General features: G+C 62.1%; 9 protein-coding genes and 2 pseudogenes. 4 read left to right on the top strand and 7 right to left on the bottom strand.

Annotation, left to right across the window (positions count from 1 at the left end; all coding sequences use genetic code 11):
• Window positions 1-835 precede the first annotated feature (835 nt).
• The 4 genes from EJ066_RS14065 to EJ066_RS14050 are packed head-to-tail and all read left to right on the top strand — an operon-like array spanning window position 836 to window position 3790.
• Window positions 836-1132, top strand: a complete 297-nt coding sequence (locus EJ066_RS14065; RefSeq protein WP_024505654.1) for a DUF2604 domain-containing protein — start codon at window positions 836-838, stop codon at window positions 1130-1132.
• Complete coding sequence (locus EJ066_RS14060) at window positions 1125-1742, top strand: putative metal-binding protein (protein WP_091595799.1); 618 nt, start codon at window positions 1125-1127, stop codon at window positions 1740-1742. The genes EJ066_RS14065 and EJ066_RS14060 overlap by 8 nt, the downstream gene beginning before the upstream one ends.
• Window positions 1739-2227: a Mov34/MPN/PAD-1 family protein gene (locus EJ066_RS14055; RefSeq protein WP_091595801.1), complete on the top strand. Its 489-nt coding sequence runs from the start codon at window positions 1739-1741 to the stop codon at window positions 2225-2227. The genes EJ066_RS14060 and EJ066_RS14055 overlap by 4 nt, the downstream gene beginning before the upstream one ends.
• A 3-nt stretch (window positions 2228-2230) precedes the next feature.
• Window positions 2231-3790 carry an E2 ligase fold family C protein gene (locus tag EJ066_RS14050; RefSeq protein ID WP_091595803.1) on the top strand — a complete coding sequence of 520 codons (1560 nt, stop codon included), beginning with the start codon at window positions 2231-2233 and terminating at the stop codon, window positions 3788-3790.
• Between the two features lie 214 nt (window positions 3791-4004).
• On the opposite strand, the pseudogene EJ066_RS14045 reads toward EJ066_RS14050, so the two are convergent.
• The 7 genes and pseudogenes from EJ066_RS14045 to EJ066_RS14015 all read right to left on the bottom strand — a co-directional run bounded on the left by EJ066_RS14045 (window position 4005) and on the right by EJ066_RS14015 (window position 11970).
• A pseudogene (locus tag EJ066_RS14045) lies at window positions 4005-6472 on the bottom strand (S8 family peptidase).
• Between the two features lie 17 nt (window positions 6473-6489).
• Window positions 6490-7474: pseudogene (locus EJ066_RS14040) on the bottom strand (ATP-binding protein).
• Window positions 7475-7830: 356 nt separating this feature from the next.
• A complete protein-coding gene (gene rlxS, locus EJ066_RS14035; RefSeq protein WP_126038545.1) occupies window positions 7831-9801 on the bottom strand; it encodes a relaxase/mobilization nuclease RlxS in 1971 nt (656 codons plus the stop codon).
• Window positions 9802-9980: 179 nt separating this feature from the next.
• A complete protein-coding gene (locus EJ066_RS14030; RefSeq protein ID WP_024505647.1) occupies window positions 9981-10664 on the bottom strand; it encodes a lytic transglycosylase domain-containing protein in 684 nt (227 codons plus the stop codon).
• Window positions 10652-11200 (bottom strand): S26 family signal peptidase, encoded by a 549-nt coding sequence (locus tag EJ066_RS14025; RefSeq protein WP_029354919.1) that lies wholly within the window; start codon window positions 11198-11200, stop codon window positions 10652-10654. Before EJ066_RS14025 ends, EJ066_RS14030 begins: the two co-directional genes overlap by 13 nt.
• Window positions 11197-11466, bottom strand: coding sequence for a helix-turn-helix domain-containing protein (locus tag EJ066_RS14020; protein WP_029354917.1), 270 nt, complete (start codon window positions 11464-11466; stop codon window positions 11197-11199). Before EJ066_RS14020 ends, EJ066_RS14025 begins: the two co-directional genes overlap by 4 nt.
• 180 nt (window positions 11467-11646) lie before the next feature.
• The gene (locus EJ066_RS14015) at window positions 11647-11970 is read right to left on the bottom strand and encodes a DUF736 domain-containing protein (protein ID WP_029354915.1); all 324 of its coding nucleotides are present in this window, start codon (window positions 11968-11970) and stop codon (window positions 11647-11649) included.
• Window positions 11971-12018 lie beyond the last annotated feature (48 nt).

The raw sequence follows: 12018 nt of genomic DNA, 5'->3' as shown, positions 1-12018 counted from the left end.
GTCTAGTTTGTACGGGTGCACGCTATCCTCACTTCCACAGATCACATGAGCAACCTACTCAGGCAAGCTTTCGAGAGGCTGACGAGGTCCGCCGCCGCGGAAGGCGAAGGCTGGTTTTCTGCTCAGCGGTTGACGGCCTCGCGTGTTGCGGCCGCGCCGGGTATCACGCCAATCAATCTGAATAGTCGATGCGTCAAACGAACCAGGATGGGATTTTCGTAGCGGGGCTGCTCTACTCACTCTTGTCCTGAGGGCAGAATTCAACCATATCGCCGAGCAACTGGATGCCGATTGGATACCCGATCCGGAAAGCTTCAGCTCCTATGTGACGCGATGATGAGGCCTGGTCTCGCAGCGGCATGCGTTCCGAGAGATGCTGCACCAGGTACGAGGCGACCTTATCCAACAAGGCACCACTTGCGCTGTTTTGTGGAGACGAGCGTCGGCATGCATCCATGCGGGTGCTTGAGTGGTGAAGACTCTGAACGACGGTTCCTATGGCGCTGCCGGCGCAATCAGCTGCTTGGGGACGCGTGACGCAGATCAAAGCTCCCCTTGCCGAGCACGGAGCAGGCGAGTGAGAGAGCAGATGAATAGGCGTGTCGCCAATATTTTCGCATTGCTCTAATCGATTATAGTTGTGAGGAGCAATTTGAGACCATTTACTTGCGGCTCAAGTCACCCATAAAAGAAGGCAAGCACCGATTCGGTAGCTTATCCCCTGTCTTTCGCGTACTCGCGGCCGTGGCGCCGGGTGAACGATTGAAGACCGCCGGTCTCACTCGCAGGTGGGTGCCAGGGCGTGGGGCGGTTGGCAAGCCACAGGAGTAGGACAATGTCGAAGGATTCGGGTAAGGGCGATAATCACGGCGGCGGACCGGGCAAGATCGAGATCACGGTGGTGGTGAACGGCCAGCCCACGCAGGTCGAAGCCAATCCCAACCAGCCGCTTCACGTCATTCGTACCAAAGCCCTTGAGAACACGCAGAATGTCGCCCAACCAGCCGAGAATTGGGAATTCAAGGATGAGGCCGGCAACTTGCTCGACGTCGACAAGAAGCTTGGCGATTTCGGTTTCCCGAATACTGTGACCCTGTTCCTCAGCCTGAAGGCGGGCGTCGCAGGTGCCTAAACCCCAAAGTGTGGATCCGGAGGTCTCCCGAGCGAAGTTTGATCGGGAGATCGGCCGGTTCCGGCCATATGCTGATGTCTATCGGGCTCAGGGCTGCTTCTTGATCGAGGCGACTTTTCCGCGCGCTTTCTTCATTTTCGCCAGCCCCAAGTTAAAGCCACGGGTGGTCAGCGCAGCGAGCGAGGTCGACTTCACCGACTACGACTTAAGACCACCGTCCGTGGTCTTCGTCGATCCGTTTACGCGTGATCCGATTGCCCGGAAAGATCTATACCTGAAAATGCTTAGACGTCCGCCGCTGCCCGGAACGCCGCCGGAGATGATAGGAGCTCTCATCCAGCAGAACGCCGTGCCGCTGACGGACTTCATCCAGGCCAACAGTCCCGAGGACGAACCATTCCTGTGCATGGCGGGCGTCCGGGAATACCACGACAATCCAGCCCATTCAGGTGATCCATGGCTACTTCATCGGGGTTCTGGCGAAGGCTGTTTGGCCTTCATCCTGGACAAGATCATCAAGTACGGAATCGTTCCTATAGAGCAGTTGCAGATTCAACTCCAACCGACAATCGTAGGAATGGTGGTATCCCCTCAGGCGATACAAGAATGACTGGTTTGAGAGATGTAACGATCGTGACTCTCCCGCGCGGCTGCATCTCGACCACGCATGGGCATCTGCGCTCAGTTGGTCGCGAGGGCAATGAGGGGATGGCACTTTGGGTCGGCGTTCAGGAAGACCGGCACTTTGCCGTAACAGAGACGGTTATCCCGGCGCAGCGTCACATTCGAACAAACGATGGCGTTTGCGTGATCGTTGCGGCCGAAGAACTGCACCGGCTCAATGTCTGGCTCTACAAAAGCGGCCTGAAACTCTTGGCCCAGATTCACAGCCATCCGGGCCGCGCCTACCATTCGACGACGGACGACGCTTATGCGGTTGCTACCACGGTTGGGTGTCTGTCGCTGGTGGTGCCGAATTTCGCCCGCGAGCCTTTCGATTTTGCTCGGGTCGCCGCCTATCGGCTTGACGAAAAGGCCAAATGGAATGCGCTCCCTCCCGCGGCACTGTCGCGAATGATCATGATATCGAGTTGAACAATGGCATTCGCTAACTTCATCGATCGCGCCGCCACGGCGGCATCTCAGGTCCTGGCCGATTTTCATCTGGGAGACTTCAAAGCAGCTCTTGAAAAGCAGGTCGTGGCAGTCGCCTTCGACCATCAGGCCGCTTCCTGCGCCGAAGGCCAGGCGACATTAGATCTTGCGGTGAGATTGCTCGCTAGGCTCTACCCGGTTCTGGCGATACTCCCGCTGGACAGCGCGGCGAGCTCTCAAGCCCAAGCGCTGGAGCGCTTGGCAAAGTCGATCAATCCAAAAGTCGGCATCCGGCGTTCCGGCAAGTCTGCCACCGTCTGCGTCGTTGCAGGGGTAACGCGCCCATCACTCCGGTGCCCGATCTTTTTCGTGGGATCGGACGGTTGGGCGGCAAAGCTGTCGCGTACGGACCCGGTGGGCTCTGGCCCAAGTCTGCTGCCTTATGGAGCTGGCGCCGCCAGTTGCTTCGGCGCCGCCAACGTCTTTCGAACTATCTTCGCCGCCCAGTTGACCGGCGCCGAGTTGGACGAAACCATCGACCTCTCGCTATGCAGCTACGACAAGACCAAAGCCGGGGAGGCTGGCCCGATCGACTTTCCAGTCGACCTTGGCGAAACCCACCTCGTTGGGCTCGGTGCGATAGGCCATGGCTCGCTTTGGGCGCTAGCGAGACAACCCGATCTCAAGGGTCGTCTGCATGTAATCGATCACGAAGCGATCGAACTCTCAAACCTGCAGCGCTACGCATTGGCCGGCCAGGCGGAGATTGGTATGTCCAAGGCGGTTCTTGCAGCCACCGCCCTTAGATCGACTGCCCTTGAGGTCGAGGCGCACCCTCTGACGTGGGCAGAATATGTTGCGCGCCGGGGCAATTGGGTCTTCGACCAAGTGGGTGTGGCGCTTGACACCGCCGCCGACCGTCTGGCTGTCCAAGGTGCACTGCCGCGATGGATCGCAAACGCTTGGACGCAGGAGCACGATCTCGGTATCTCCCGGCATGGTTTCGATGACGGCCAGGCTTGCCTTTGTTGCATGTACCTGCCATCCGGAAAATCCAAGGACGAGCACCAGCTGATTGCCGAGGAACTCGGAATACCGGAAGCACACGAGCAGGTGAAAACGCTCCTGCAGACCAATGCCGGAGTTCCCAACGACTTTGTAGTTCGCGTGGCTACAGCGATGGCTGTGCCGTTTGAACCGCTAGCCCCGTTTGTCGGCCAGCCCCTGCGCTCCTTTTATCAGCAGGCTATCTGCGGCGGTCTGGTGTTCCAGCTTAGCGAAGGAAGTCGCCGCGTTCGAACTGTCGTTCCGATGGCCTTTCAGTCGGTGCTTGCCGGGATTATGCTTGCCGCGGATTTGGTCAAACATAGTGCGGGGTTTCCCATGAGCCCGACGACGAGCACTCGGGTGAATCTTCTGCGCCCCCTTGGCTCTCACTTGCACGATCCGAAGGCCAAGGACTCCAGCGGCCGCTGCATCTGTAGCGACGACGATTTCATTGCCGCTTACAGGCGCAAATACGGCGAGCCCGTTGATCAGGTAAGCGATGTCTCGGCCGCCTAAGCAGACGCGCACCTCTCCGTGGACGCAGGGGGCGCGGCTTGTGGGCGTGACCATGGGCGCCATTATGACACGCTTGGCCCGCTCCTTTGCCCGCCTATCGTCCTCCGCGCATGATCCCTGACACCTCCTTGCCGACGTGATGATCCAGCACCAGCCGCCATGGCACCAGAGGCTGGTCAAACCTCCGTTGTTGGCCGGTTTGGACAGTGCTGCATCAGGTCTCGACCGACGTCTCGACAGTCAGGGCTGCTTCGACGGGTGTGAAGATGTCAACATCGACCCCAGGCGCCCGAATCGTCACAATCAGGGCGTACCGAGCCAGAGCGTCGACGCGTTCCAGGTAAGGCTTCTCCTTCCACCAGCCCCCGACCGGGAACACGCCGATCGCGTCACGCTCGGCGAGATCGGCGGCGCTGCCCGACCAGAAATCGGCGTGCAACGAGCCGCGATCGCGGAAGGTGCCGAGCAGCCACTCTTCTCCGCCTCCAGCAGGCGCCCCTTCCTCCTCGTCCCGAGCGGCCTGATTGATGCGGGCTCGGAATTCGTCGACTGTCTCGGTCGCTGACTTTACTCTGAACCGAAGACCATGGGACGCGTAACGATGCCGGCGGGTCCATCCGCGTTCACCGGGGTTGGGTTCGATGAAATAGGACAGCGTGACGCGGAGCTCGACCTGGGCAGCGCCGAGCGCCGCGAGCTGCTCCTTCGGCCAAGGCAGGCGATGCAGCTTCATGTCACGCGTTTTGGCAGCCGCGCCGCCCTCGCGCTGGAAAGGCTGAAGCTCATCTTCAACGATAAGCGTGAGGTCGTTCACCGTTGACAGAAGCGCGCGCCCAAGATCTGGCACGCCATAACCATAGCGCCGCACGAGCGCCTGGATCTCGCCCTTCGCTCCGTTGCACGCATCGATGCGTGCGCGCATCGCCGGAGTCCATTCGGCCGAGTGGACGATCAGGGCGCGAACCGTTTCAGGCCACAGCTCGGGGCGCGCTGATAGAATTAGTCCCGCCATCCGTGCGGCATGGGCCGTTGCCGCGCTCGTATCTCCGAGGGTGGTGAAGTGGCGCAGTTCGGGTCGATAGAAAGTGGTCAATATCTGCAGATCGTCGATCGGCTCGCCAGGCAACACACCGTCATGGGCGAGATTGCCGCCTTCGAAGACGACCTCGGGCTTCACCGGCCACTGCCTGTCCCAAACGACCGAAGTGCGACTGCGCGGCGAGAGCTCGCCGACCGGCGCGATCGGAGCGTAGCCCGCAAAGTCGGTGTCAATGATATCGACCTTTTCTGTGAAAGCGCCGACCGTCAGCGCATTCCAGGCCTGAGAAGGATCATCGACTGCTTCCAGATCGTTGCGCGTCAAATGCTCGGCCGGCATGAGGTCATCGCCGATGTTGCCGGCAGAGAGAACGATCAAGCGTCGCTGTTCCTCTTCGAAACAGAGTTGGTCGATAGCGGCAGACCACGATGTGGGCCTTCCACGCGCCGGACTGGCGCTTGTCACAGCCATTGCGATCGCGCGGCGGCGCTCCGGCGCCTGCACCTCGGCGCGGGCGATCGCTTCCGCGGTGATCGCGCCATAGAGTTCTGGATCGTTTGCCTCGTCTTCTGGCGGAAGGATACGAACACTCTCCAGCCGAAAGGGCAATGGAACTGGATCGCCTCCGACCAGGAGCGGGACCAGATCACCGTACAGGCCGACACCTGCCATTCGCGTCCCGTGGCCGCTCCACGCAGGTGTGTCGTCGCTGCCCCATGCCGGTTTGACGGTGTGCCAGTCTTCAACGGCAAGTGCGGGTTCGATCAACGGGTGGGTGCGACGCACGCCGCTGTCGAGAATGCAGACCGCAATATCGGTTGAGGCGGTCTGACGCGCCCGAGAAGCTCGTCGCTCCAGTCCCTTTGCTCCGCGCCGCCAAGGCCCATGAAGAAGGACGGCGTATCCTTCGCGCGCCGCAGCTCGGCGACGACATCGCTGTGCGCAATCATGCGGTCGAGCATTGCCGTGCTGGCGAGTGCCAGCATGACCACCCGCTCCGGAAACCTGACCGCATGCGTGCGCAAAGTGATGTTCAGGGCTTCGGCAATGTGCTCGAAGTTCTCGCGGCGACCGTCGCGCAGCCAGACTTCCCACCACACCTGCTCGTCAGCGGCCTGGGGGAAGAGGTCGTCGTGGTCGGTAAACAACGATCGTGCAGTCGCCAGCCTGACTGTCTCCATGCGGGAGACGAGCGGCTCGTTGCGCGGTCTGCCGCGGTCAGTGTCAACGTCTCGATACGCCTCGACTTTCCGCAAATAATAGGCTTGCGCGCTTTGCGGCAGGAACACCGACGCTGTGATGGGAGCACCGGGTTGAGTTGGCTCATGGACGGCGACCAGCTCCATGTGCTGGCGACGATCGGCCAACTGGTCGAGGGCCGCCCGTCCGGACATGGGCAGATCGATCTCGAGATAAAAGCCAGGCGTGCCGACCGACAGCTGGGGGTCACGCGCCGCAATCTGCTGGCGTGCACTTTCGACCGCTTGTTCGATGGATTGCGTCAAGGCCGCAGCATGCGACGCCCGATCACGCGCCGGCAGCGGCGGTGCATGTATAAGTTGGTTGGGCCGCCGATAGGCTTCCCGAATGCCGTTGTTGCGAAGGTGGATATGGGCGCGGTCGCGCGGAAAATCGTCTGCCATTATGATCTGTGCTGTCGCTACTCAGACAGCGAAGCCTGCCGGCGTTCCTTCAGAGCGTCGATGAGCGCTTCCGAGGTGATCCGCCCCCCCCCGCAATATGATGGTTTTTGCAGCGTCGTCGGCCGCGCGGGTGATCTCGGCCTGCGACAGTCTCTCTGCCTGAGAGATCGCCTCGTTCCAGGCAAGCCCTCTGGTGTCGAAGCGGTCGAGTCGAGCCCGAAGCAGCGCCTCGATAATCGGCCGATCGGGCACGGCGTATTCGATGACATTGTCGAAACGGCGGAACAAAGCTCTGTCGAGCAGCTCGGGATGATTTGTTGCCGCAATAATCAGGCTGTGGCTGTCGTCTTGCTCGAGAAACTGCAGAAACGAATTCAGCACGCGCCGAATCTCGCCAACATCCTGGCGTTCGCCTCGACGCGCGCCGATGGCATCGAATTCGTCAAAGAAGTAGACGCCCCGCGTCGCCTGCATTGCATCAAAAACAAGCCGCAGCTTTCCGGCAGTCTCTCCCATGAACTTGGTGATCAAACCATCGAGGACGATCGTGAAAAGGGGCAGATGAAGCTCCCCGGCCAATGCCGATGCGGTCATCGTCTTGCCTGATCCTGGCGGGCCGACCAGAAGCAGTTTGCGACGGGGAACAAGCCCGTGCTCGCGCAAGCTTGCTTGTTGGCGCTGCTCTCCCAGCACGCGGTGCAGGCGCGAGCGCAGACTGTCCGGCAAAATCATGTCGGTCAGTCGCAGGTCCGGATAGCGCACATGCAGGAGCCCTGCGAGCTCGCCCTTTGGCTGAAAAAGGGGAACCGGCCGACTGCTCTTGGCAATCCGGGCGTCCCTGCTCTTGGCTGCGTCGACCAGATCCTTGAGCTCCTGAGCAAGCTTGCCATGGCCTTGACGTGCCTCATGCGCAGCAAGCTGCATCGCGATAGAGAGGAAACGATCCTCGTCGCCGGCAAAGTGGCTTTTAAGCAGCGTCACGATATGGCGGGCCGTGGTCATGGCTCTCTTCTGGGGTATCCGTTTACTTGGCGAAGCGCATGCAACCTAAACGCTTTCAACGGCGATTTGTATCGCGCAATGGTGTTTTTTCTCTTGTCGATGTTCGCCCGTGGCAACTTCAGCGGTGAACTGTTGCGCCGCGGTCATAGGCCAGCCGGAATAACGCCGGCCAGCAGACAACAGTCCGCATCTTCGAGCGCTCGAAGTCTGGCCACTCACGCAGCGTGTCGGGTCCGAACGCTCCAAAGCCGCCCCGCCTGGCAGGTCCATGCGACCGATTGCGGGCGTGCGGCCATAAGGTCTACGCGGGCTCGCATGGCTGCCCGCGCCGCTGGCTAAAAAAGCTGTACACCATCTCACGAAACACCAGGTCCGCTCCTTTGCCGGCCGACGGTCCATGAAATCCCCTCCCCACTCACGACACCGGAGACCTCCTTGCCCACATGGCGCTCAAGCACCGGCCGCCATGGCACCAGCGTGAACTCGCGCGACTTCTCAACGACGGCATATTTTCCGCTGGCAAGCTCGACGGAGCGGCGGAGCGTACCCTCTACTCGTCCTCCGGATCGCGCTTCGGCATAGGGCAGGCCAAGTTCCTCCGACAGTTGGCCAGCAACACGGTTCAGTTCTCGCTGGCGCAGGATCGAAAGCATGTTGGCTCGATAGACGATCCGATCCTGTTCTTCATGCGCGTGGCCTTGCGCGATCAGCCACTCCCGCCGGCGAGCTTGCGCCTCTCTCACGTCGCAGCCGAAGCCGGATCCGTGCAAAGGCTCGGGTCTATCGGCAACCAGCTCCCGGTCGAGCCAGGTGGCGCCGTTGAAGCTGACCTGTCGCTCCAGCGCCATTGAGGAGAGCTTGTCGACAACGAAAGGCTCGGCCCTGGCCCGCTGGCCCTCATAATTCGCGACGCGATCGAGATGGTCCGGCGCGATGAGCCAGGTGCCGTTCGGCTCTCGCTCAACGCCGCCGGTCGCGCGGCGGATCGCCTCCAGCCGCCGCACATGCGTTCGCGCAAAGCTCTCGGTGGCGGATGGGTCATGCTTCAGGTGGATATCGACGTCGTAACGGCCGCCATTCGCGGCGGCGATTTCGGCGATGGTACGATCGACCCGCCTCGGCTCGGTGTTCCTTGGCGCGACACGCACGATGCAGCCATTAGGCATCGTTTCCATCGCCTCGCCTCTACCGATGTCGATCCAATGGCTCTTACCGTCGACGGCGTCGACGATCATGTAGTGGCGGTCATTGATCTCGTCGGCCAGTCCACGCGCGACAACGCGACCGACGAGAGACTGGACGGGCTCGCCGGCTCGATCGTGGATCACCCAGTCGGCGGCACTGCGTGCAAGCCCCTTGCCGGCCAGTTCGCGGTGGATGGTCTTGATGATGTCGCCGCGTTCGCCGGTGCGGCGCAGCGTGGCTTCGAGCTCATCGTCGAGGCGCCAGGAGCCAGCGCCGACCTCCGCGGCCAGACCCATCCGCTCGAGCTTGCGCAGCCGTCCCTGGTGCAGCGTCTGGCGAATGGCGTCGGGACCGCCCGGCGAGACCAGCCCGTCATCATCACGCATGCTGAGCAGCCGACGGTCGATGCTGGTGAAGCGTTCCTGCTCCATTTCCCGGCGCAGGCGAAGCTCAATCTCGCGGTCGGTTCGCGGACCGAGATCGAGGCTGACCAGCTCGGCCGCCCGCTCGCGGATGCCAGATGAGATATATTCGCGCGCGATGACCAGGTTCTCGCCACGGTCGTCCCTGCCTCGGACGATGATGTGGCTGTGCGGGTGGCCGGTGTTGAAATGATCAACCGCGACCCAGTCGAGCTTCGTGCCGAGGTCTTCCTGCATCTGCGCCATGAGCCGCCGCGTCAGCGCCTTCAGGTCTTCATACTCGATGCCGTCTTCGGCAGCGACGATGAAGCGGAATTGGTGGCGGTCGCCGTCCGCGCGATCGATGAACGCCTTGCCGTCGACGCGGTCGCTGTCGGCGCCGTAGAGCTCGCCAGGCGCACCTTCTCGGGTGACGCCGTCGCGCTGAAGATAGCGTAGATGGGCACGCGCCCCGTCCGCGCCCTTGCCGGCGAGCTTGACGATCCGCGCCTTGACGATCACCCGGCGCTGGCGGAAGGCGGCATACCGGTCGCGCGATTTCAGCAGCGCCGCAGCCGCCCCGCCGCGCCCTGTCCGGCTGCCCGTGAAGCGACCGCCGGGCTGGGGCTGGCCGCCGGCTCGGTTGACGGCTGCCCGGACTTGACCGGCATAGCGTTTGCCTGCCTTCGAGCCGCGCGACCCGATTTTGCCGAGCTTCGGCCTGAACTCGTCATCCTTCATGCGAGCCTCCCAGACATATCAAGCAAAATCAGACACTTACACGTCCAACCCTCTTGGCACCGGCGGCAGCCTCCTGGAAAAACGATGTGCAGACAAAGATTTAACCGCCTCCTGGAGGCGGTACCTTTATCTTGCCTTACGCGCCCAGCCCCGCCAGACGCGCCCCCGTCCGCCCATGGCTAACGCACCGGCTCCTTCGGCTGCGCGCCGTCCTTGCCGAGCGGCACGAAGAGATCGCCGTTTCGCACGCCTGAGTGAACACCGTCATGAATGAAGAACAGCGACCGTCCGAGAGGAGCGATTTGCGCCTTTGGAGCGACAGATTGGCTTTCGAACGCCTCGATGTCGGCCGCCGAAACTCCGGCCGCCTTGAGTTGGTCGAGGTACTCGACGGTCTCTTCTGGCAGCGGTTTGCCACGCTTCAAATGCTCGTCGTAGCGCTCGGGACCGGCATTGTAGGCGCCAAACAGGCCAGGAAATCCGAAGCGGTCATACATGGCGCTGAGATAGGCCGTGCCGGCCAGGATATTGTCGCGCGGATCGTGGGGGTTAGGCCCAAGGCCGTGTTCGACCCGCATCTCCTCATAGGTGCCGGGCATCACCTGCATGAGGCCCATGGCGCCAGCGGGGGAGGTGATGGGGCGGCCGCCGCGCATTGTCTTGCCGCCGCTTTCGGCAGCCATGACGGCATAGATCCAGGCTTGGGGAATATGGAAGCGCCGGCTTGCTTCCGATACCAACGTCTGCCACTTTCGCAGCTGCGGACTTTGGGAGATGGCGACCGGCTCAGCGCCGGTCGAGGCGGAACAGGCGCATGGCGCAATGGCGATCATGCCCAACAAGAGGAGGGTCACTCGGTCCATAGCGGTACGAGCCTCCCGATGACATTTTGAGTGGGAACAGGCCCGAAATAGCGGCTGTCGAAGGAGCGGTTTTTGTCGCTGCCGAGCAGGAAAACCTCGTTATCCCCGAGCGCTCGGCAGCCGTTCCACCATGGCAAAGGTCGGCCTTCGGCGTCGATTTTGAGCCGGCGCGCGACGATGTCGCCGCCGATGATGATGGCGTCATTGAAGGCGCAGACATTATCGTCCGGCAGCGCTGCAAGACGTTTTGCCAGCGGCACATTGCGAGGCAGATAGCTGCGCTCGGCGGCGAGATACGCCGCGTATTCAGGCGGGCGCACGAGCACGAGATCGCCACGCGCCAGCGCTCCCGCAGCGATGCGGTAAAGGCCGATCGGCGCGCTGGCCGAGGCGTTCCAGACCAGCCAAGGGGTGGGCTTTCCCAGCGCCGTGAAGCCCAAAAGACCGAGACCGGCCGCGGCCAAGGCGACCGTCTTACGGGCTCGAACACGCCTCAGGCGGCTGCCGATCAGATGGATGGAAGGGCGCCGCCTCATGAACGGCCTCCCGTGCCGCCCTGGCCGGAACCGGCCTTGCCATCGCCGGCGGTGGAGTGCTGCGGGTGTCCTTTCGACCAATGGTCGAGTTCGTCGATGTGATAGCGGACATAGCGGCCGTGCTTGCGGAATTTCGGGCCGCCGCCCTTGAGCCGCATCTTTTCGAGCGTGCGCTGGGAGAGCCCGATATAGAAGGCGGCTTGGGCTGTGCTGAGAAACGGGCTGCCCTTTTTCGCGCGGGCCGCGCGTTCGTTTTCGTCGTCCATGATGATCCTCGTTTCGCTTCGGACAAGCGAGGGCGAGGATGGGCGAGGGAGATCGTCTCGGGGACGGGCGAAGAGTCGGGGGAGAGTTTTCGCCGCCCTTTAGGGCGGACGGGGTTTGGGTGGAACTCCTGGGAATGAGCCCCGCGCCGGGGCTGCGGCGCGAGGCTCTATCTCGGCCGGTCAGTCGGCCGGGTTCCAGATGATGGCGTAGGTGTCGTGATCGTCCTGGCCGGCGGCGCGGCCGAGATTGGCGTAGAGCTTGCGCGGTCCGAACTCCGGCGCTGCAATCGACAGGCTCACATAATCCTTGCCGGAAGTCTCGCCGGTGCGGATCCAGCCGGCGCCAACTTCGACTCCTTGCGTAAGCACCCGGAAGTCGGGATGGTTGTCGGCGCTCTTGGCCTGGTTGGGGACGATATCGATGTCGGCGCGGACGCTGAGCGTCTTGAGCTGGCCCTTGTAGGCGCCGTTTTCCTGCTTGTTGACGTAACCGATCGCGGTCATTTCGAAGTCTCCTTTTGTGGTTTCGCCGGGGACCATCCCCTGCGATGG

The sequence above is a fragment of the Mesorhizobium sp. M9A.F.Ca.ET.002.03.1.2 genome (assembly GCF_003952365.1).
In the GTDB taxonomy this organism is placed as follows: Bacteria; Pseudomonadota; Alphaproteobacteria; order Rhizobiales; family Rhizobiaceae; genus Mesorhizobium.
The sequence above is the reverse complement of the archived record's forward strand: the minus strand, read 5'-3'. Positions and strand labels throughout refer to the sequence as shown.